General features: G+C 73.9%; 16 protein-coding genes. 9 read left to right on the top strand and 7 right to left on the bottom strand.

Features of this window, described 5'->3' with window-relative positions; genetic code table 11:
- Positions 1 to 16: 16 nt before the first annotated feature.
- A complete protein-coding gene (locus tag ABTW95_RS13260; RefSeq protein ID WP_396450744.1) occupies positions 17 to 706 on the bottom strand; it encodes a ComEA family DNA-binding protein in 690 nt (229 codons plus the stop codon).
- Between the two features lie 58 nt (positions 707 to 764).
- Positions 765 to 1,616, bottom strand: a complete 852-nt coding sequence (gene map / locus ABTW95_RS13255) for a type I methionyl aminopeptidase (RefSeq protein ID WP_396450745.1) — start codon at positions 1,614 to 1,616, stop codon at positions 765 to 767.
- Between the two features lie 68 nt (positions 1,617 to 1,684).
- On the opposite strand from map, the gene ABTW95_RS13250 reads away from it, so the two are divergent.
- Positions 1,685 to 1,861, top strand: coding sequence for a hypothetical protein (locus ABTW95_RS13250; protein ID WP_396450747.1), 177 nt, complete (start codon positions 1,685 to 1,687; stop codon positions 1,859 to 1,861).
- 17 nt (positions 1,862 to 1,878) lie between these two features.
- Here the strand turns inward: ABTW95_RS13250 and ABTW95_RS13245 are convergent, their stop codons facing one another.
- Positions 1,879 to 2,445, bottom strand: coding sequence for a hypothetical protein (locus ABTW95_RS13245; RefSeq protein WP_396450763.1), 567 nt, complete (start codon positions 2,443 to 2,445; stop codon positions 1,879 to 1,881).
- A gap of 122 nt (positions 2,446 to 2,567) precedes the next feature.
- On the opposite strand from ABTW95_RS13245, the gene npdG reads away from it, so the two are divergent.
- Together npdG and ABTW95_RS13235 are read left to right on the top strand one after the other, a co-directional pair.
- A complete protein-coding gene (gene npdG, locus ABTW95_RS13240; RefSeq protein WP_500226368.1) occupies positions 2,568 to 3,275 on the top strand; it encodes an NADPH-dependent F420 reductase in 708 nt (235 codons plus the stop codon).
- A 91-nt stretch (positions 3,276 to 3,366) separates the two neighbouring features.
- Positions 3,367 to 4,503: a potassium channel family protein gene (locus tag ABTW95_RS13235; RefSeq protein WP_500226367.1), complete on the top strand. Its 1,137-nt coding sequence runs from the start codon at positions 3,367 to 3,369 to the stop codon at positions 4,501 to 4,503.
- A 60-nt stretch (positions 4,504 to 4,563) separates the two neighbouring features.
- On the opposite strand, the gene panB is transcribed toward ABTW95_RS13235, so the two are convergent.
- The gene (gene panB / locus ABTW95_RS13230; RefSeq protein WP_500226366.1) at positions 4,564 to 5,415 is read right to left on the bottom strand and encodes a 3-methyl-2-oxobutanoate hydroxymethyltransferase; all 852 of its coding nucleotides are present in this window, start codon (positions 5,413 to 5,415) and stop codon (positions 4,564 to 4,566) included.
- Positions 5,416 to 5,562: 147 nt separating this feature from the next.
- Between panB and ABTW95_RS13225 the strand changes: the two genes are divergently transcribed.
- The 3 genes from ABTW95_RS13225 (at position 5,563) to ABTW95_RS13215 (ending at position 9,977) form a co-directional block, all read left to right on the top strand.
- Positions 5,563 to 7,122 carry an MFS transporter gene (locus tag ABTW95_RS13225; protein ID WP_396450755.1) on the top strand — a complete coding sequence of 520 codons (1,560 nt, stop codon included), beginning with the start codon at positions 5,563 to 5,565 and terminating at the stop codon, positions 7,120 to 7,122.
- A 15-nt stretch (positions 7,123 to 7,137) separates the two neighbouring features.
- On the top strand, positions 7,138 to 7,728 hold the full coding sequence (locus ABTW95_RS13220) for a TetR/AcrR family transcriptional regulator (RefSeq protein ID WP_396450757.1): 591 nt from the start codon (positions 7,138 to 7,140) through the stop codon (positions 7,726 to 7,728).
- Positions 7,729 to 7,865: 137 nt separating this feature from the next.
- Positions 7,866 to 9,977: a SpoIIE family protein phosphatase gene (locus ABTW95_RS13215; RefSeq protein ID WP_396450759.1), complete on the top strand. Its 2,112-nt coding sequence runs from the start codon at positions 7,866 to 7,868 to the stop codon at positions 9,975 to 9,977.
- Between the two features lie 405 nt (positions 9,978 to 10,382).
- Here the strand turns inward: ABTW95_RS13215 and ABTW95_RS13210 are convergent, their stop codons facing one another.
- The gene (locus ABTW95_RS13210) at positions 10,383 to 12,167 is read right to left on the bottom strand and encodes an NAD+ synthase (protein ID WP_500226365.1); all 1,785 of its coding nucleotides are present in this window, start codon (positions 12,165 to 12,167) and stop codon (positions 10,383 to 10,385) included.
- 32 nt (positions 12,168 to 12,199) lie between these two features.
- On the bottom strand, positions 12,200 to 13,459 hold the full coding sequence (locus ABTW95_RS13205) for an MDR family MFS transporter (protein WP_396454475.1): 1,260 nt from the start codon (positions 13,457 to 13,459) through the stop codon (positions 12,200 to 12,202).
- Between the two features lie 55 nt (positions 13,460 to 13,514).
- Here ABTW95_RS13205 and ABTW95_RS13200 point away from each other — a divergent pair, with 55 nt between their 5' ends.
- Positions 13,515 to 14,483, top strand: a complete 969-nt coding sequence (locus tag ABTW95_RS13200) for an ArsR/SmtB family transcription factor (RefSeq protein ID WP_396449878.1) — start codon at positions 13,515 to 13,517, stop codon at positions 14,481 to 14,483.
- Here the strand turns inward: ABTW95_RS13200 and ABTW95_RS13195 are convergent.
- A complete protein-coding gene (locus ABTW95_RS13195) occupies positions 14,480 to 15,475 on the bottom strand; it encodes a terpene synthase family protein (protein WP_396449877.1) in 996 nt (331 codons plus the stop codon). The genes ABTW95_RS13200 and ABTW95_RS13195 overlap by 4 nt on opposite strands.
- Before the next feature lie 352 nt (positions 15,476 to 15,827).
- Here ABTW95_RS13195 and glnA2 point away from each other — a divergent pair, with 352 nt between their 5' ends.
- Entirely contained in the window at positions 15,828 to 17,189 is a 1,362-nt protein-coding gene (gene glnA2 / locus ABTW95_RS13190; protein ID WP_396449876.1) for a gamma-glutamylpolyamine synthetase GlnA2, read from the top strand.
- A 31-nt stretch (positions 17,190 to 17,220) separates the two neighbouring features.
- Positions 17,221 to 20,322 (top strand): bifunctional [glutamine synthetase] adenylyltransferase/[glutamine synthetase]-adenylyl-L-tyrosine phosphorylase, encoded by a 3,102-nt coding sequence (locus ABTW95_RS13185; RefSeq protein ID WP_396449875.1) that lies wholly within the window; start codon positions 17,221 to 17,223, stop codon positions 20,320 to 20,322.
- Positions 20,323 to 20,353 lie beyond the last annotated feature (31 nt).

Here is a 20,353-nt window from a genome sequence, read left to right as displayed (position 1 = left end):
GGGGGCATACCCGAGATCAGCGGATGAAGACGGCGTAGTCGGCGACGTCGCTCGTGAGGGACGGCGGCAGCCCGGCGACGGCGGACAGCTCCTCGGCGGACATGAAGCCGCCCGTCTCCGCGCGCACCCGCTCGATCTTCTCCGCCAGCTCCGGGGTGATGCCGGGCAGCAGCGTCAGCGCCTCCGCCGGGGCGTGGTTGACGTCGACGAGCCCGCCGTCGTTGTACTGGCGGGGCAGGTCGGGACGTCCGATCCGCAGCTCCTTGGCGAGGCCGGGATCGGCCGCGGCCAGCTCCCGCGCCTTCTCCCGCAGCAGCCGGCGCCGCTTGACCCGCTCGACCACGGCCTCGTTGTCGACCGACGACAGCCCGTGCGGGTCGAACACCCGGCGCCGGATCAGGAACGCGTGCCCGCACCCCACCACGGCGAGGACGAACAGCAGCACCCCGACCGTGCGCTCGGTGCCCTCGTCCTTGCCGATGTCGGGGAGGAGGAACATCGCCGCCGCGAAGACCCCGAGGTACGCGGCCGTGGACACCATCAGATGCAGGCTGCGCCGCCACAGCGCCGCCGCCGCGAACGTGAACGGCGTGGCGTAGCCGAGGGTCAGGAACGGCAGCGCCGCCCACGTCACGCTCAGCGCGGCGCGCCCCGGCGGCATGCTGTCGGACGGAACGCGCGGCTCGTACGGCGCTGGGGCGTTCATCTCCAGAGACTCTCCCGGCCGGAGGGGGGACGAATCAGACCCTAGATCAACAGGGATGTCACGGCAGGGTGAGGATTTCGTGGCCGTCCTCGGTCACCAGCAGCGTGTGCTCGAACTGCGCGGTGCGCTTGCGGTCCTTGGTGACGACCGTCCAGCCGTCCGGCCACATGTCGTACTCGTGGGTGCCGAGCGTCAGCATCGGCTCGACCGTGAACGTCATGCCCGGCTCGATGATCGTCGTCGCGTGCGGGTCGTCGTAGTGCGGGACGACCAGCCCGGAGTGGAACGTCGTGCCGATGCCGTGCCCGGTGAAGTCGCGGACGACCCCGTACCCGAACCGCTTGGCGTAGGACTCGATGACCCGGCCGATCACGTTCAGCGCGCGCCCCGGCTTGACCGCGCGGATGCCGCGCATGGCCGCCTCGCGGGTGCGCTCCACCAGCAGCCGCGACTCCTCGTCGACGTCGCCGCACAGGAACGTCGCGTCGGTGTCGCCGTGCACGCCGTCGATGTACGCGGTGATGTCGATGTTGATGATGTCGCCGTCGCGCAGGACCGTGTCGTCCGGGATGCCGTGGCAGATCACCTCGTTGATCGAGGTGCACAGCGACTTGGGGAACCCGCGGTACCCGAGCGTGGACGGGTAGGCGCCGTGGTCGAGCATGAACTCGTGCCCGATGCGGTCGAGCTCGTCGGTGGTGATGCCCGGCCGGACGTGCCGGCCCACCTCCTGGAGCGCCTGCGCGGCGATCTTCCCCGCCACCCGCATCTTCTCGATGATCTCGGGGGTCTTGACGTCGGGCTCGCCGGTCTTCGGCCGCTTCTTCCCCACGTACTCCGGGCGCGGGATGCTCGACGGGACCTTGCGCATCGGGGAAACGCGTCCGGGCCGGAGCAGCTGGGTCGTCATAGTGATGCAGTGTAGTAAGCGCGATCGGGGCAACGAATCCCCCGCGAGCGCGATCGAGAGGAGTGCCGATGGCCGGTGACGACGGCGACTGGTGGTTCTGCCTGAAGCACATGAAGCCCGAGCACGGGCCCGGCTGCCCCGGCAAGGACCGGATGGGCCCGTACGCGTCCGAGAGCGAGGCCGCGAACGCGCTCGCGCTGGCCCGCGAGCGCAACGAGGCGTGGCGCCGCGAGAACGAGGACTGACCCCCCGGGGACGCCCCTCAGTCGACGACGGGGCCGGACACCGCGTCGAGGAGCCTGGCGAGGCGGTGCCGGAGCCCGCGCGGCGATCGCGCGGGCTCCTGCCCGGCCGCCGCGCTGACGAGGTGCTGGGCGCCGTCGAACGAGATGAGCGCCTCGTCCGGCGGGACGGTCAGCGCCTCGTGGGCGAGGCCGCGCAGCTCCTTGTCGCCGCCCTCCAGCGCGAGGACGGTCGCCCCCGTGCGGCGCGCGTCGTCCACCCGCTCCAGGAGCGGGACGGGCGCGTCCTCCTCGGCGACGACGAACAGCGTCTCGCCGCGCCGCGCCGCCTCCAGCCGCTCCAGCCCCACGCGCAGGTGGGCGGGCGCGTCCGCGGGCGGCGTCCAGCGCACCAGCGTCGGCGCGAGGCCGGGGACGCCGCCGAGCCGGCTCTCGTCGTCCAGGTGCGCCGCCAGGTGCCACGGGTCGCCGCCGGGCGTGCCGACCAGCAGCAGCCCGCCCGGGGTCCGGGAGGTGACCCGCAGCGCGCGGCCGAACTCCTGGGTCCGCTCCAGCCAGCCCGTCGCCGACAGGACCTCGCGCAACATGGTGATCTGCTCGGCGTCCACGGCCACAATGGTGCCGCACCGCGCGTCCCGATCAGTCTGTTTCCGGTGATGAGGGAGCCCGGCGCGCGGCCGCCGGAGGCGGGTTTGGCAGACTCGGCGGCATGACTGAGCAGCAGCAGAAGACCCCGTACGACCTCCCCGACCCGAGCGGCCTGTCGATCGGCATCCTCGGCGGCACCGGCGACCAGGGCAAGGGGCTCGCACGGCGGTTCGCGCTGGCCGGGCACCGGGTGACGATCGGGTCGCGCCGCGCCGAGCGCGCCCAGGCCGCCGCCGACGAGCTGTCCGGCGGGCAGGGCGCGGACCTTCCCGTCTCCGGCGCCGAGAACGCGGTGGCGGCCGGGGAGTCGGACGTGGTGATCGTCGCGGTTCCGTGGGACGGCCACAAGGCCACGCTGGAGTCGCTGCGCGCCGAGCTGACCGGCAAGATCGTCGTGGACTGCGTGAACCCGCTCGGCTTCGAGAAGGGCAAGGGCGCGTTCGCGCTGCCGGTCGAGGAGGGCAGCGCCGCCGAGCAGGCCGCCGCCGTGCTGCCGCAGAGCCGCGTCGTGGCCGCGTTCCACCACGTCTCCGCCAAGCTGCTGCTCGACCCCGGCGTGGACGAGATGGAACTGGACGTCCTGGTCCTCGGCGACGACCGCGAGGCCACCGACCTCGTCCAGGCGCTCGCGGGCCGCATCCCCGGCATGCGCGGCGTCTACGGCGGCCGGCTGCACAACGCCCGCCAGATCGAGGCGTTCACCGCGAACCTCATCTCCATCAACCGCCGCTACAAGGCCCACGCCGGGCTGCGTATCACCGACGTCTGACCGGCGGCGTCCGACCTGCGGCGTCCGACCGCCGGCGCCGAATCAGCCGCCCGCGCCGCCCGCCGGGCCGGGGACGGTTAAGCTCGGTGCGGTGCCGAGCTCGAACGATCCGGAGGCGGCGCGGCGCCCGTTCGTGCTGCTGCCCTCGTCCACCACGGGGCCGCTGCGCGCGGTCGCCAAGCGCGTCGGTATCGCGCTGCTGCTCCTGTTCGCCGTGGTGGCGGTCGTGTACGCCGACCGCGACGGCTACCGCGACACCGGCGGCGGCGGGCGGCTGTCGCTGCTGGACGCCTTCTACTACGCGACCGTGACGGTCTCCACCACCGGGTACGGCGACATCACCCCGGTCGGGGACGCGGCGCGGTTCGTCAACATCGTCTTCATCACCCCCGTGCGGGTGCTGTTCCTCATCGTCCTCGTGGGCACGACCCTGGAGGTCCTGGCGGAACGCACCCGCGAGGACTGGCGCAAGTCACGCTGGAGGGCACGCGTGCGCGACCACATCGTGGTGGCCGGCTACGGCACGAAGGGCCGCAGCGCCATCAAGACCCTGCTGAACACCGGCGTCGACCGCGGTTCCATCGTCGTCGTGGACCCCGACCCCCGCGTGGTGGCCGAGGCCGCGGAGGCGGGGTTCGTGAGCATCGTCGGGGACGCGACGCGCAGCTCGGTGCTGCGGCAGGCCGCGGTGCAGCGGGCCCGCGAGATCGTCGTGGCGAGCGCGCGCGACGACACCGCGGTGCTGATCACGCTGACGGCGCGGCAGCTGAACCCGCGCGCCGGCATCCAGGCGTCGGTGCGCGAGTCGGAGAACGTCCCGCTGCTGCGCCAGTCGGGCGCCGACCGCGTGGTGACCTCGTCGGAGGCGGCGGGGCGGCTGCTCGGCATGTCCAGCAGCCAGCCGAGCGTCAGCCAGGTCATCGAGGACCTCCTCGACCAGGGCAGCGGCCTCGACCTGGTGGCGCGGGAGGCGCGCCCGGACGAGGTCGGCGGGCCGCTCGGCGCGGTGCGCCAGCCGGCGCTCGCGGTCGTGCGGGACGGCCGGACGCTGCCCTTCGACCACCCGGAGTGCACGATCATCGAACCCGGCGACCGGCTGATCGTGGTGCGGTCGTCGCCGCGGCTGCGCGGCGAGCCGGAGGACGGCGGCGGTGAGGGCGGCGGCAGTGAGGCCGGCGGCGGGGAGGGCGGCGGCGGGAAGGGCGCCTCGGCCGCGTCCGAGCGGTGACGTGCGCGGACCCGGCCGCCCCCGCGAGCGGGCGGGCGCGGCCGGGTCCGGTGCGGCGGTTCAGCGGTAGGAGTGCTCGGGCCCCGGGTAGGCGCCGCTGACGACCTCCTCGGCGAAGGTGCGCGCGGCGTCGCCGAGCAGCGTGTTCATGTCGGCGAACTTCTTGACGAACTTCGCGGTGTGCGGGGTGAGGCCCGCCATGTCCTGCCAGACGAGGACCTGCGCGTCGGTCCGGTTGCCGCCGCCGATGCCGATCGTCGGGATCGACAGCGACGAGGTGACCCGGGCGGCGAGGTCCTCGGGGACGCATTCGAGGACGAGGGAGAACGCGCCCGCGGCCTCCAGCGCCTTGGCGTCCGCCATCAGCTCGTCGCCGTCCTGGCCGCGGCCCTGCACCCGGTACCCGCCGAAGACGTTCACCGACTGCGGGGTGAGCCCGAGGTGCGCCATGACCGGGATGCCGGCGGCGACCATCGCCTCGACCTGCGGGATGACCCGCCGGCCGCCCTCCAGCTTGACCGCGTGCGCGCCGGTCTCCTTGAGGAACCGGGTGGCGGCCGTCAGCGCCTCCTTGACGCCCGTCTGGTACGAGCCGAACGGCAGGTCGGCGACGACCATGGCGCGCTTGGAGCCGCGGACGACGGCCGCGGTCAGCGGGATCAGGTCGTCCACGGTGACGGGGATCGTGGAGTCGTAGCCGTAGACCACCATCGCGGCGGAGTCGCCGACGAGCAGCACGGGGATGCCGGCCTCGTCGAAGATGCGCGCGGTGAGCGCGTCGTACGCGGTGAGCATCGGCCACTTCTCGTGCCGCTCCTTGGCGGCGGCGATGTCGCGTACGGTCACCCTCCGGCCGCCCTTGCCGCCGTACAGCGCGGTCGGCTGGGCTGGGGGTGCGACAGAAGAAGACATGCGAGAACCTCCGGTCTTGAGGCGCCACGGTGGCGTACCCAGACAGAACAGATCGTGCCACTTCGAAAACGATTCGGGTACCCCCGCGGATTCCCTGATCCGGACGGGCCGGGAACAGATTCCGAAACGATACGGTTGCGTATCGGCATGGACTCCCAGACGATCCAGCGCCGCCGGTGGTACATCCTCGGCGTGCTGACCATGAGCCTGCTGGTGGTGGTGCTCGACAACACCATCCTCAACGTCGCGCTCAAGACCATCGCCGACCCGGAGAAGGGTCTCGGCGCGACGCAGAGCCAGCTCGAATGGTCGATCAACTCCTACACGCTCGTCTTCGCCGGCCTGCTGTTCACCTTCGGCGTGATCGGCGACCGGATCGGGCGCAAGCGCGTGCTGATCGGCGGTATGGCGGTGTTCGCGCTGGCCTCGCTGCTGTCGGCGTACGCGCAGTCGCCCGAGCAGCTCATCTACGCGCGCGCCCTGATGGGCCTCGGCGGCGCCGCGGTCATGCCGCAGACGCTGTCGATCATCACCAACGTCTTCGAGCCGCGCGAGCGCGCCCGCGCCATCGGCATCTGGGCCGGCGCGGTCGGCCTCGCCGTCGCGATCGGCCCGCTCACCGGCGGCCTGCTGCTCGCCCACTTCTGGTGGGGCTCGGTCTTCCTCGTCAACGTCCCGGTCGTCGCGGTCGGCATCGCGCTGATGGCGTTCCTCGTGCCCGAGTCGCGCAACCCCGAGCCCGGACGGCTCGACCCCCTCGGCGTCGTCCTGTCGGTCATCGGCCTCGTCGTCCTGTCGTACGGGATCATCCAGGGCGGCGAGAAGGGCGACTGGCTGACCCTCCCCGTGCTCGGCCCGATCCTCGCCGGCGCCGCCGTCATCGCCCTGTTCGTCGCGCACGAGGCCCGCTCCCCGTCCCCGGCCTTCGACGTCCGGCTGTTCCGGGACGCGCGGATGTCGGCCGCCGTCGCGTCGATCGCGCTGTGCTTCTTCGCCGCGAGCGGCGTGTTCTTCTTCGCCAACTTCTACATGCAGTCGGTGCGCGGGCTGACCCCGCTGCAGTCCGGCGCGATGGTGCTCCCGTTCGCGATCGCCCAGCTCGCGTTCGCGCCGCGCAGCGCCGAGATGGTGCGCCGCTTCGGCGCCAAGGCCGTCTGCACCGCGGGCCTGCTGCTGGTCGCCGCCGCGCTCGCGAGCTACCAGTTCGTCGGCACCGACACCCCCATGTGGATCCTCGGCGCGATCTTCTTCGTGCAGGGCACCGGGATGGCGAACGTCATGCCGCCCGCCACCGAGTCGGTCATGTCGGCGCTGCCGCGCGAGAAGGCCGGCGCGGGCTCGGCCATCAACAACACCGCCCGTCAGGTCGCCGTCGCGCTGGGCGTCGCCGTGCTCGGCTCCGTCGTCGCGTCCGTCTACCGCCGCGACCTGGACGGCGACCTCGCCGCGCTGCCCCCCGGCGCGCGGGACGCCGCGGGCGACTCCATCGAGGGCGCGCACGCCGTGGCGGCCCAGTTCGGCGCCGCGGGACGGCAGCTGGCCGGCCACGCCGACGCCGCGTTCGTGCACGCCATGCACACCGCGTCGGTCGCCGCCGCCGTCGTCGCCCTGCTCGGCGCGCTGGTCGTCCTGAAGTGGATGCCGGGGCGCGCGCCCGCCGCCGCCGCGGACGCCGCCGCACCGGAGCCGGAGAAGGCCGCGGTGTGAGAGCGTGAAGGAACCATGACCGAGACAGACCGGCGGCCCGGCGGGCGGCCCCGCAGCGAACGCGCCGAGAAGGCCATCATCGAGGCGACCCTCGACCTCCTCGCCGAGGAGTCCGGCGTGGCGGGCCTGTCCATCGAGGCGGTCGCCGCCCGCGCCGGCGTCGGCAAGACGACCATCTACCGGCGCTGGCCCAGCAAGGACGCGCTGATCCTGGACGCGCTCGGCACGGCGAAGGCGCCGCTGCCCGAGCCGTCCGGCGGGTCCGTCCGCGACGACCTCGCCGAGCTGGCGCGGGCGCTGACCGACGAGCGCAAGCGCCGGTACTCGCGGTGCTTCTGGAACGTCGTCGGCGGCGCGGAGAAGCACCCCGAGCTGTACGCCCGCTACAAGCGCGACGTCATCGAGCCGCGCCGCGAGGTCGTCCGCCGCGTGCTGCGGCGCGGCGTGCGGAGCGGGGAGCTGCGCGCCGACCTCGACGTGGAGGTGGCCATGTCGATGCTGCTCGGCTCCCTCGTGCCGAAACGGCCGCACGAGACCTTCCCGGACGGATATGCCGAAGCGGTCGTCGACACCCTCATCCGAGGCATCGGAGCGGGCGCGCGATGACGCGCGAACGACGGAACCGACGCGATTTCGGCACGGTAAGCGTGATCTTCTCCCCCCGCGGCTGCGTCATGCCCCATACTGTCGCTGGGTAGTGCTAAGACGACCGGCTGTCTGGAGCGCGTCAGGTGAGATCCGTCATGGCGCCGCGAGGCGATGCGCCCGCCACCGATTCGGCGTCCCGGACCCTTGTCCTGGGCATCGACGGGGCCAGGCGGATCGTCCAGTGCGGGCCGAACGCCCGCGCCGTCCTCGGCCGGGCGCCCGAAGAGCTGATCGGCAAGCCGGCCACCGACCTGGTGGGCGACGAGGCCAAGGCCGAGCTCGAAGCCCTCCTGGAGGTCGGCGACCAGGAGCGCAACGGCGTGACCACCGTGCTGCGCGGCGACGGCGGGTCCGGCAACGCGCTGGTCACCGTCCAGCCGATGGTCGGCGGCGACGACGGCGCCGCGCCCGCCGCGCTGCTGTTCGTCCGGGTCGAGCTGCCGCCCAGCGAGCGCTACCAGGACCCGGCCCTCATGCGCCGCGCGCTGATGGACGACCAGCTCACCCGGTTCGGCGCGTCCCTCGACCTCGACCAGTCCGCCCGCGGCCTCGTCGACGTCGTCGTCCCGCACTACTGCAACGCCGCCTCCGTGCTGGTGCTGGAGAGCCTCGTCGCCTCCGACGAGGTGCACAGCGAGTCCGGCTCCGCCGTCCTGCGCCGCATCGCGGTCACCTCCGACGACGGCAACCCCGCGTGGACGTCCACGTTCCCCGTCGGCGAGGTGCTCGTGTTCCCCGAGGGCACCCCCTACCGGCAGGTGATGGAGACGGCCCGGCCCGTCCACCTGCCGCACATCACCCTCGACGAGGCCAGCGAGATCGGCCGGCTGTGGCGCCGCGGCCCCGCCGGCGAGCTGCTGTCGGACGTGTCGATGGTGCTGCTGCCGATGATCGCCCGCGACACGCTGCTCGGCTTCATCGCCTGCACCCGCGTCCCCGGGTTCCGCAAGTTCGACGCCTACGACGTCGAGATCGGCATGGAGTTCGCGGCCCGCGCCGCGATCGTCATCGACAACGCCCGCAAGTTCAGCCGCGAGCGCTCCACCGCGCTCGCGCTGCAGCGCAGCCTGCTGCCGCTGCGGCTGTCCGCGCCGTCCTCGGTCGAGGTCCGGCACCGCTACCTGCCCGGCAGCAAGCTCGTCGAGGTCGGCGGCGACTGGTACGAGTCGATCGCGCTGCCCGGCGCCCGGGTCGCCCTGATCGTCGGCGACGTCGCCGGGCACGGCGTCCGCGCCGCCGTCACCATGGGCCGGCTCCGCACCGCGCTGCACACCCTCGCGAACCTCGAGCTGCCGCCCGCCGACGCCCTGCACGTCATGCACGAGCTGATGATCGAGCTCGGCGAGCAGGAACCGCACTTCGCCACCTGCGTCTACGCCGTGTACGACGCCACCACCGGCACGATCGAGATCGCCTCCGCCGGGCACCTGCCGCCGCTGCTCGCGAGCCCCACCGGCGACAACGAGTACCTGCAGGTCCCGCCCGCCCCGCCGCTCGGCGTCGCGGGCGGCGCCGCCATCGAGAGCCGCGAGTTCACCGTCGAGGACGGCAGCCTCTTCGTCATCTACACCGACGGCCTCGTCGAGAACCGCGGCCGCGACATCGACGACGGCCTCGCCCGCCTCCAGAAGATCTTCGGCCCCGACTCCGTCGACCGCCCCATGGAGGACCTCGCCAAGGCGACCCTCGCCGGCGTCTACGCCGACCAGCACCGCGACGACATCGCCGTCCTCATCGCCCGCCTGCGCCGCCTCCCCGAAGACCGCTACGCCTCCTGGACCCTGCCCGCCGACCCGGCCGCCGTCCGCCGCGCCCGCGGCCTCGTCCGCTCCCGCCTGGAGGAATGGGGCCTGGAGGAACTCGACTACACCACCGAACTCCTCGCCTCCGAACTCATCACCAACGCGCTCCGCTACGCGCCCGGCCCCATCGAACTGCGCCTCCTCCTCGAACGCACCCTCGTCTGCGAGGTCCTGGACCGGTCCGCCGCCCTGCCCCGCCTGCGCCGCGCCGAAGACGACGACGAGAACGGCCGCGGCCTCCTCGTCGTCAGCCAGCTCGCCCACCGCTGGGGCACCCGCCGCACCGCCGCCGGCAAGGTCGTCTGGTGCGAGCAGATCGTCCCCGGCATCGACCCCGACGCCTCCGAACAGGTCCCCGCCTGGCCAGAGGAGACGTGGCCCGGGCAGAACCACCACAGGGTCTAAGGGGGGTGTGATTGCCCAGGGGGAGGTGTTGGCCCAGGGGGGCGACCCCCTGGAACCCCCGTTAGCGACGCAGGCGATCCTCGCGACTTTGTTGCGGTCTGTCGTGCCTGTGACGGGCGTGTGCGGGGTCGCTGCGGTCGCCTGCGTCGCCGGGCATGCCCGCTCCGGGCGCTGAGCGCCCTCCGCGTGCCTGCCCGTGCCTGTCGCTTCGGTCGGTGCTTTGGCTCGGGTCTGGTCCAAGAGGGTGTGAATCGTGCTCGTCCAAGAGGGGCTGTGTTGGCCGAGGGGGCGCCCCCTGGAACCCCGTGGTGACGTGGGCATGCCCGTGGTGGGCGCTTTGATCTGCGCCATGGTTCGGGTCTGGTTCGAGAGGGTGTGAAGCGTCCTCGTCTGAGGTGGGTGGGGTCAGCGTTCGCGCCAGGCGTTGGTTATGGGGAGGCGGCGGTCGCGGCCGAAGTTCTTCGGGGTGATCTTGGGGCCCGGCGGGTACTGGCGGCGCTTGTACTCGGCCAGGTCGACCAGGCGGATGGCGCGGTCGACCAGGGCGGGATCGTGGCCGGCCTTGATGAGGGCCTCGCGGCCCATGTCGCGTTCCACGTAGTCGGCCAGCACCGGGTCGAGGACGTTGTACTCCGGGAGGGTGTCGCGGTCGCGCTGGCCGGGGCGCAGCTCGGCGGACGGCTCCTTGACGATGATCGCCTCGGGGATGGGCTCGTGGCCGAACGGGTGCAGGAACGGCAGGTCGACGCCGGCCTGGGTGTTGCGCCAGCGGGCGAGGTCCCAGACGGTCAGCTTGAAGACGTCCTTGATGGGGGCGAAGCCGCCGGCGGAGTCGCCGTAGAGGGTGGAGTAGCCGGTGGCGAGCTCGCTCTTGTTGCCGCCGGTCAGGACGAGGTGGCCGTGCTCGTTGGAGAGGCCCATCCAGACGTTGGCGCGGATGCGGGCCTGGAGGTTCTCCGCGGCGAGGCCGTGCAGGTCAAGGTGCTTCTCGAATGCCTCCACCATGTCGGCGATGGGCACGATGCGGGAGTTGATCCCCTGGCGCTTGACGAGGTCCTCGGCGTCCACGACGGAGCCCTCCGAGGAGTAGCGGCTCGGCAGGAGGACGGCGTGCACGTTCTCCGGGCCGATCGCGTCGGAGGCGATGGTGGCGACGAGCGCCGAGTCGATGCCGCCGGAAAGGCCGAGGACCACCGAGCGGAACCCGTTCTTGCGGACGTAGTCGCGGGTGCCGAGGACGAGCGCCGCGTAGATCTCGGCGAGGTCGTCCATGGGTTCCGCGGCGGTCTGCGGCAGCACCGGGTAGGCCGGCAGCGGGTCGGGGGTGAGGACGTGCCGGTCGATGGTGATCGTGGTGCCGTCCGGGGCGTCGACCGGGGTGCGGCCGGGCTCGGCGGACGCGTCGGCGGCGGGCAGCGCGAGGTCGGCGACGAGGAGGTGCTCGACGAACTGGGGCGCGCGGGCGAGGGGGGTGCCGTCGGGGCCGACGATGACGGAGTCGCCGTCGAAGACCAGCTCGTCCTGGCCGCCGACCATGTTGACGTAGGCGAGGGCGCAGCCCGCCTCGCGGGCGCGTTCGGCGCACAGGTCGAGGCGGACGTCGTCCTTGTTGCGCTCGTACGGGGAGGCGTTGATCGACAGCAGCAGGCCCGCGCCCGAGGTGGAGGTGACGCTGACCGGGCCGCCGTCCTGCCAGAGGTCCTCGCAGATGACCGTGGCGACGTCGACCCCGTGGACGCGGACCACGGGCAGCCTGTCGCCGCGCACGAAGACGCGGTACTCGTCGAAGACGCCGTAGTTCGGCAGGTGGTGCTTCGCCGAGCGGACCAGCACCTCGCCGCCGTGCAGCCACGCGGCGGCGTCCAGCGGCGCCCCGGCGGGCTGCCCCGGGCGGACGAGCCCCACCGAGCGGCGGTCCAGGTAGCCGGTGACGACGGGCAGGCCGCCGAGGCCCTCGTCGGCGAGCCGGCGGGCGAGCCTCTCCAGCGCCCGGCGGCACGCCTCGACGAAGGACGCGCGCAGCGCGAGGTCCTCCACCGGGTAGCCGGTCAGCATCATCTCGGGGAAGGCCACCAGGTGCGCGCCCGCGTCGGCGGCGCGCCGGCTCCATTCCACGATCAGGTCGGCGTTGCCGTCGAGGTCGCCGACGGTCGGGTTCACCTGCGCGAGCGCGATCCTGAGCTGTGCCACGTTCCCAGAGTAGAACGCCGGAGGCGGTTTCGTCACTTTGACGAGAAGTGCGCGCCGAGCGCGGCGGCGTGCCGGCGCCTGATCGCGGGGGCCAGGGCGAGCAGCGCTGCCGCCGCGGCCAGCGCCAGGCCCGCGCAGGTCAGCCACAGTGCGGGTGCCCCGCCGCGGCCGAGCAGCTGGGTGCCGCCGAGGGGCGCCAGCAGGAAGCCGCCCGACCACGCCATCCCGTACAGGCCGCCGTACCGGCCGCGCAGGTCGGGGGGCGCCAGGTCCGCGACGACCGCCTGCAGGACGGACGCCGCGGTGATCTCCCCGAGCGTCCACACCAGGATCGTCGCGGTGTAGGCGAGCACCGTGGAGGCGAGCGAGGTCAGGCCGTAGCCCGTGCCGACCAGGATGAAGCCGGCGACCATGACGAGGCTGTGGTCGCGCCGCGCCAGCCACGCGTTCACCAGCGGCTGGACCATGATGATCAGCACCCCGTTCGCGGCGATGGCGAAGCCGTAGGACTGCGGGCCGAGCCCGTCCTCCTTCATGGCCAGCGGCATCGTCGTCAGGCCCTGCATCAGGACGAACGTGTACACCAGCGTGACCAGCACGTACCCGACCATCACCCGGTCGCGGAGGGCGCGCCCGAACCCGCCGCGCCGCTCGGACCGGACGTCCCGCGACCGCGTCTCCGGGATCGCCCGCCACACCAGGATCCCGAACCCTGCGCAGGTGAACGCGTCGATCCAGAACAGCCACAGGAAGCCCTGCCGCGCGAGCGTCCCGCCGAGCACCATGGCGACCGCCCAGCCGAGGTTGATCGCCCAGAACAGCAGCCCGAACGCGCGCGGGCGCTCGGCGGGCGGGATGAGGTCGGCCACCAGCGCCTGCGCGGCGGGCCGGTACATGTCGAGCAGGACGCCGAGCACCAGCGCCGCCGCGACGATCGCGGCGATCCCCTGGACGTAGCCGAGCGCGAGCATCGCCGCGCCGGTGCCGACGGTCGCGAGCGTCAGCGTCGCGCGGCGGCCGAGCCGGTCGGCGAGCGCGCCGCCGGCGATCTGCCCGCCGAGGGAGCCCGCGCCGAGCACCGCCATCACGACGCCCGCCTGCGCCAGCGACAGCCCCCGCACCGTCGTGAGGTAGAGGCCGAGGAACGGCTCGACCATGGTGCCGAGCCGGTTGATCAGGGTCCCCGCCCACAGCACCCAGAACGGCCGGGGGAAGCCGCCGACGCGCGGGCGCAGGAACGCCGCGATCCGGCCCGGGGCGGGCGCGACGGATGTGTCTCCCAGAGTGGTCACCCGCACGATGGTGAGCGGTCCGCCGCGGCCGCGGTAATCATTTAGCCTGGACTAAATGATCGAGTTCGTGTTCGCGCCGGAGGACGTCGCCCGCGTCCGGTTCGCGTTCTCGCCGCTGTGGGAGATGGTGCTGAGCCTGCGGGTGCTCGGCGACCCGTCCGGGCACGCGCTGCACCTGCCGTGGGTGCGCGCGGTCCGGCCCCGGCTGCGCGGCCTCGATCTGGAGCCGCTGCTGGAGGTCGTCCCGCCGACCGGGTACGCGCCCGACTTCCTGACCCCGCCGCCGGAGACCCCGCTGCCCGACCTGGCCGCCGAGCTGGAGGCGGTCCTCGCCACCCCGCCGGAGGTGGTCGTGCACGAGCTGCTGCGCGTGGACGGGGCGCGGCGCCCCGGCCGGCGCCGGGCGGAGATGGCGGCCGACCCCGAGCGCACCCTCCGCACGCTCGCCGGCCTGCTCGAGCGGTACTGGGCGGCCGCCGTCGAGCCGTGGTGGCCGCGCATCACCGACCTGCTGGAGGGGGACGTGCTGCGCCGCACCCGCGCCCTGACCGCGCACGGCACCGCCGGGGTGTTCGGCGACCTGCACGAGACCGTCGCCTGGCATGCCGGGACGCTGACGGTCGAGCGGCGCTGGAGCTTCCGCGGCGAGCTCGCCGGGCGCGGGATGCTGCTCGTCCCGAGCGCGTTCGTGTGGCCGGACGTGTCGGTGATGGTGCCGCCCTACCAGCCGCTGCTCAGCTACCCGCCGCGCGGCGTCGCGACGCTGTGGCAGAGCGGCCGCCCGGACGAGCCGAGGGCGGACGCGCTCGCCGCGCTCGTCGGCCGCCGCCGCGCCGAGCTCCTCACCGCGCTGGCCCGGCCCGCCTCCACGACCGACCTGGCCCGGCGGCTCGGCGTCACGGCCGGCGCGGTCAGCCAGCATCTCGGCGTGCTGCGCGCGTGCGGGCTCGTCACCGGGCACCGCATGGGACGCCGCGTCCTGTACGTCCGCACCCCGGCCGGCGACGCCCTCGCCGGCGGCTAGCGCAGCGAGGCGAGCGCGTCGAGCCGCAGCGCGGCGGGCTCCGCGCCGTGCTCGTAGCGGCCGGACTCGGCGAGCCAGTCGATGTGGGCGCGCGGCGTGTCCAGCAGCACCTTGACGACCTGCGCGGCGGCGGCGCGCTGCGCGACGGTCAGCTCCAGCCGGTCCAGCATCTCCGGCAGCCGCCGCGCCGCCGCCCACGCCTCCTCCAGCCGGTCGACGATCTTCTCGGCGACCGCGGCGGCGGCCTGCGCGGCGTCCAGCCCGTGCGCCCGGGCCAGCACGGAGGGCAGGTCGTGGACGTCGCCGCGGGCCGACTCCAGGTCGTGGGAGGCGAGGTCGTTGGACCAGGCCACGACGTCGGCGACGCCGTCGGCGAGGGTCTTCCAGCGGGGCGTGCGCAGCAGCCGCGCCGGCAGCTCGACGCCGAGGACGGGCTCCACCAGGTCGTACATGAACGGGCCGCACGCCCGGCGGCGCAGCGGCGCGTACTGCTTCTCCGTCGGTACGTGCCGGATCCGGCGGTTGACCGCCTCCTCGGCGCATCCGTCCCGGTGCGACTCCAGCTGCAGCATGAACCTGCGCCGCCAGTCGCGGCTCATGTCCTTGGCCGTGGCGTGCCACAGCTCCACCAGCGCCGCCTCCAGCGGGCGCGCCCCCGGCCGGGCGTGGCCCCGCCGCATCGCGCGCAGCAGGTCGTCGTACAGCGCGTGCACGGCGCTGCCGCTGTCGGCGAGCGGCGGGTGGTCCATCGTGTCGTCCAGCGCGAGCGTCCAGACCAGCCAGCGCGCGAGCAGGTCCACCCCGGCGAGGTCGGCGGACGGCAGCACGCGGGCGGCGAGCCGCTCGCAGCGGGCGCGGCCGAGCGGCGAGGTGTCCGGGTCCCCGAGCACCAGGCCCCGGCCGCGGGCCCAGGTCTCCACCTGCGCGCACAGCCGCCACGACTCCGGGTGCATGGCCGACGGGGTCGCCAGCGCGGGCACCCGGTCGCTCATCGAGAGAAGAAGAGAGATGTCCACGGCACTGACCACGCTAATGATCACTTCGTCGAGCGACCATGATCGCCGCGTCAAGTTCCGGGAAACGGATCGCGCGGCGGGTGATCGCCGACCCCGCGCACGAGCGGACCGGGGCGTTCCCGGCGCGGGCGCCCCGATCCGGCCGGTGCGCGGATCGAGGAGGGCGGCTAGTCGGATATGTTCCGTGCAGCGGGAAGGCCGGACGTAACGTCGCGGTAACAGCGACGGGGCATACTGCAAGGTAGCCGGACCGTCTCTCGCGGCCGGCATGCGTCCCGCCCGTCCCGCCGGCGGCACCGGTGGCAGGGCAGTACCTAGGGAGAGGGCTTTGGACCGTCAGCAGGAGTTCGTGCTCCGCACGCTGGAGGAGCGCGACATCCGCTTCATCCGGCTGTGGTTCACCGACGTGCTCGGGTTCCTGAAGTCGGTGGCCGTCGCCCCCGCCGAACTGGAGGGCGCCTTCGGCGAGGGCATCGGGTTCGACGGGTCGGCGATCGAGGGCTTCGCCCGCGTGTACGAGGCCGACATGATCGCCAAGCCGGACCCGTCCACCTTCCAGGTGCTGCCCTGGCGCTCGGAGTCGCCCGGCGTGGGGCGGATGTTCTGCGACATCCTCATGCCGGACGGCACGCCGAGCTTCGCCGACCCGCGCTACGTCCTGAAGCGCGCGCTCGGCCGCGCCGCCGACCTCGGGTTCACCTTCTACACCCATCCCGAGATCGAGTTCTTCCTGCTCAACGACAAGCCGGAGGACGGCAGCGAACCCGAGCCCGCCGACGCGGGCGGCTACTTCGACCACACCCCGCACAGCGCCGCGCACGACTTCCGGCGCAACGCGATCATGATGCTGGAGGCGATGGGCATCTCGGTGGAGTACAGCCACCACGAGGGCGCCCCCGGCCAGCAGGAGATCGACCTCCGGTACGCGGACGCGCTCACCACCGCCGACAACATCATGACCTTCCGGCTGGTGATGAAGGAGGTCGCGCTGGAGCAGGGCGTGCACGCGTCCTTCATGCCGAAGCCGTTCACCGAGCACCCCGGCTCCGGGATGCACACCCACATGTCGCTGTTCGAGGGCGACCGCAACGCCTTCTACGAGCCGGGCGCCGAGTACAAGCTGTCCAAGGTCGGCCGGGCGTTCATCGCCGGCCTGCTGCGGCACTCCGCGGAGATCACCGCGGTGTGCAACCAGTGGGTCAACTCCTACAAGCGGCTGTGGGGCAACGTCGGCTCGGCCGCCGGCGCCGGGGGAGAGGCCCCGTCCTACATCTGCTGGGGGCACAACAACCGGTCGGCGCTGGTCCGCGTCCCGATGTACAAGCCGCACAAGGGCCACTCCACCCGCATCGAGTTCCGGTCGCTGGACACCGCCGCGAACCCCTACCTGGCGTTCGCGGCGATCCTCGGCGCCGGGCTGAAGGGCATCGAGGAGGGCTACGAGCTGCCGCAGGGCGCCGAGGACGACGTCTGGGCGCTGACCGTCGCCGAGCGGCGCGCCCTCGGCATAGAGCCGCTGCCGCAGAACCTTGACGAGGCCATCCACGCCATGGAGCGCAGCGAGCTGATGGCGGACGTCCTCGGCGAGCACGTGTTCGACTTCTTCCTGCGCAACAAGCGGCAGGAGTGGGAGGACTACCGCCGCCAGGTGACCGAGTTCGAGCGCAAGCGCCTGCTGGCAGTGCTTTGACCGGTCGTCCGGCCCCACCCGCCGCCGTTCCATGGACGAGCGCTCGACGCCCTCCCGGTCTACCGTTGACGCTGTGACCGAGTCCCGGACTCCCGAACGCCGCTCCTCCCTCGCCGGGCGCCTTGCGCGGCTCGGCTTCACCGACGCGGCGCGCGCCGAGTGGCTGCTGCGGGACGCCGAGCGCGGCACCGGGTCGCGTCCCCCGGACGGCCTGCTCGACGCGCTCGGCGGCACCGCCGACCCCGACCTCGCCCTGGACGGGCTGCTGCGCCTCCTCGCGTCCGCCGACGAGAAGGGCGAGGGCGCCGAGCTGCGCGCGGCGCTCACCGCCGAGCCGGGGACGCGCGAGCGGCTGACCGCCGTCCTCGGGGTGAGCGCCGCGCTGGGCGACCACCTCGCGCGGCATCCCGGCCACTGGCGGGTCCTGCGCGACGGCACGGGGCCGGCCGGGGACCCCCGCGCGGAGCTGCTCGCCGCGGTGGGCGCCGACCCGTCCGCGGACGAGCCCGTGGCCGCCGGCGACTCCCTCGTCGCGCTCCGCGTCGCCTACCGCAGGCGGCTGCTGGCGCTGGCCGGCCGCGACCTGATCGGCGCCGCGGACGTCGCGGAGGTCGCCGCGGAGCTGGCCGACCTCGCCGCCGCCGCGCTGGAGGCGGGCCTCGCGATCGCCCGCGCCGCCGTCCCCGAGCACCGGACGTGCCGGCTCGCCGTGATCGGCATGGGCAAGGCCGGCGCCCGGGAGCTGAACTACGTCAGCGACGTCGACGTGATCTTCGTGGCGGAGCCGCGGGCCGGCGGGGAGGGCGCGGGCGAGGACGCCGCGCTGCGCACCGCGACCCGGCTGGCGTCGGCGATGATGCGGGCGTGCTCGGCCAGCACCGAGGAGGGCGCGCTCTGGGAGGTCGACGCGGCGCTGCGTCCCGAGGGCAAGGCCGGGCCGCTGGTGCGGACCCTCGCCAGCCACCGCGCCTACTACGAGCGGTGGGCCAAGACGTGGGAGTTCCAGGCGCTGCTGAAGGCCCGGCCCATCGCCGGGGACGCCGGCCTCGGCGCCCGCTACCTCGACATGATCACCCCGATCGTGTGGAAGGCCGCCGAGGGGGAGAGCTTCGTCGAGGACGTCCAGGCCATGCGGCGCCGCGTCGAGACCGACCTGGACCGGCGCACCGCCGACTCCGAGCGGCAGCTCAAGCTGGGGCCGGGCGGGCTGCGGGACGTCGAGTTCGCGGTGCAGCTGCTCCAGCTCGTGCACGGCCGCGCCGACGAGACGCTGCGCGCGCGGGCCACGCTCGACGCGCTCGCCGACCTGTCCCGGGGCGGCTACGTCGGGCGCGACGACGCGGCGGCGCTGGCCTCGGCGTACCGGTTCCTGCGGCGGGTGGAGCACCTGGTCCAGCTGCACCGGCTGCGCCGCACCCACCTCGTCCCGGACGACCCGGACGGCCTGCGCCGCCTCGGCCGCGCGCTCGGCCTGCGCACCGACCCGGTGGGGGAGTTCACGGCGCTGTGGCGGCGGCACGCGCGGGAGGTCCGCCGCATCCACGAGAAGCTGTTCTACCGGCCGCTGCTGCGGGCCGTGGCGCGGCTGCCGGGGGAGGAGGCGCGGCTCACCCCGGAGGCCGCGCGGGCCCGGCTGGAGGCGCTCGGCTACGCCGACCCGGCGGGTGCGCTCCGGCACATCGAGGCGCTGACCTCCGGCGTGTCGCGGCGCGCCGCGATCCAGCGGACGCTGCTGCCGGTGATGCTCGGCTGGTTCGCCGACGCGCCCGACCCGGACGCGGGCCTGCTCGGCTTCCGGCAGGTCAGCGACGCGCTCGGCACCACGCCCTGGTACCTGCGGCTGCTGCGCGACGACGTGACCGTCGCCGAGCGGATGGCGTGGGTGCTCGGCTCCAGCCGCTACGCCACCGACCTGCTGCTGCGCGCCCCGGACGCGGTCGCGCTGCTCGGCGGCGAGGGCGACCTGGCGCCGCGCCCGGACGAGGCGCTGCGCGCCGAGTTCCTCGCGGCCGTCCGCCGCCACGGGGGCGTCTCCGGGGGGCCGTCCGGCGAGGACGGCGCCGGGGGGAGCCGGTCCGCGGAGGAGGCGGTGGCGGTGGCGCGCGGGCTGCGCCGCCGCGAGCTGTTCCGCGTCGCGGTCGCCGACCTGCTCGGGCTGGCCGACGTCCGGACGGTCGGGGACGCGCTCACCGGCATCGCCGCCGTCACGGTCGAGGCCGCGCTGACGGCCGCCGTCAACAAGATCGAGATGGAGTCGCGGGAGCCGCTGCCGACCCGGTTGGCGGTCGTCGCGATGGGCCGGTTCGGGGGGCACGAGCTCGGCTACGGCAGCGACGCCGACGTGATGTTCGTGCACGACCCGCTGCCCGGCGCGGACGAGAGGGCCGCCGGGCGCGCCGCGCACGCCGTCGCCGAGGAGCTGCGCCGCCTCCTGGCGCTGCCCGCCCCGGACCCGCCGCTGGACATCGACCCGAACCTGCGCCCGGAGGGCCGGCAGGGGCCGCTGGTGCGCACCCTCGCGTCCTACGCCGCCTACTACGCCCGCTGGTCGGAGCCGTGGGAGGCGCAGGCGCTGCTGCGCGCCGACCCGCTGATCGGCGACGAGGGGCTGCGCGACCGGTTCCGCGCGCTGATCGACCCGGTCCGCTGGCCGGAGTCCGGCATCGGCGAGGACGCCGTCCGGCAGATCCGGCGGCTGAAGGCGCGGATGGAGTCCGAGCGGCTGCCGCGCGGGGTCGAGCGGCGGCTGCACACCAAGCTCGGACCGGGCGGCCTCGCGGACGTGGAGTGGGTCGCGCAGCTCCTCCAGCTCAAGCACGCCCACGACGTCCCGGGGCTGCGCACCACCCGCACGCTGGACGCGCTGGACGCCGCCGTCGAGGCCCGCCTCCTGGACGCCGCCGACGCCGAGGTCCTCTCGGCCGCCTGGCGCCTGGCCACCCGCATCCGGAATTCGATCATGCTGGTGCGGGGCCGCCCGTCCGACCTGCTGCCGACCGACCACCACCGGGAGCGCAGCGCGGTCACCCGCGTCCTCGGCTATCCGGGGACGGGCGAGATGCTGGAGGACTACCGGCGCCACACCCGCCGGGCGCGCGCCGTCGTCGACCGGGTCTTCTACGGCGCGGAGTGAGCGGTACCGCGGAAGCGGGAGCGGTACTGCA

Source organism: Spirillospora sp. NPDC127506, assembly GCF_040302145.1.
In the GTDB taxonomy this organism is placed as follows: domain Bacteria; phylum Actinomycetota; class Actinomycetes; order Streptosporangiales; family Streptosporangiaceae; genus Spirillospora.
Note: the sequence above shows the minus strand (reverse complement) of the source record. Positions and strands in the feature narration are given on the sequence as shown.

Bases quoted from the DNA above. Each gene is read 5' to 3' on its own strand.
- ABTW95_RS13260 (WP_396450744.1), bottom strand. From the start codon at position 706: ATGAACGCCCCAGCGCCGTACGAGCCGCGCGTTCCGTCCGACAGCATG.
- map (WP_396450745.1), bottom strand. From the start codon at position 1,616: ATGACGACCCAGCTGCTCCGGCCCGGACGCGTTTCCCCGATGCGCAAG.
- ABTW95_RS13250 (WP_396450747.1), top strand. From the start codon at position 1,685: ATGGCCGGTGACGACGGCGACTGGTGGTTCTGCCTGAAGCACATGAAG.
- ABTW95_RS13245 (WP_396450763.1), bottom strand. From the start codon at position 2,445: ATGTTGCGCGAGGTCCTGTCGGCGACGGGCTGGCTGGAGCGGACCCAG.
- npdG (WP_500226368.1), top strand. From the start codon at position 2,568: ATGACTGAGCAGCAGCAGAAGACCCCGTACGACCTCCCCGACCCGAGC.
- panB (WP_500226366.1), bottom strand. From the start codon at position 5,415: ATGTCTTCTTCTGTCGCACCCCCAGCCCAGCCGACCGCGCTGTACGGC.
- ABTW95_RS13225 (WP_396450755.1), top strand. From the start codon at position 5,563: ATGGACTCCCAGACGATCCAGCGCCGCCGGTGGTACATCCTCGGCGTG.
- ABTW95_RS13220 (WP_396450757.1), top strand. From the start codon at position 7,138: ATGACCGAGACAGACCGGCGGCCCGGCGGGCGGCCCCGCAGCGAACGC.
- ABTW95_RS13215 (WP_396450759.1), top strand. From the start codon at position 7,866: ATGGCGCCGCGAGGCGATGCGCCCGCCACCGATTCGGCGTCCCGGACC.
- ABTW95_RS13200 (WP_396449878.1), top strand. From the start codon at position 13,515: ATGATCGAGTTCGTGTTCGCGCCGGAGGACGTCGCCCGCGTCCGGTTC.
- ABTW95_RS13195 (WP_396449877.1), bottom strand. From the start codon at position 15,475: ATGAGCGACCGGGTGCCCGCGCTGGCGACCCCGTCGGCCATGCACCCG.
- ABTW95_RS13185 (WP_396449875.1), top strand. From the start codon at position 17,221: ATGGACGAGCGCTCGACGCCCTCCCGGTCTACCGTTGACGCTGTGACC.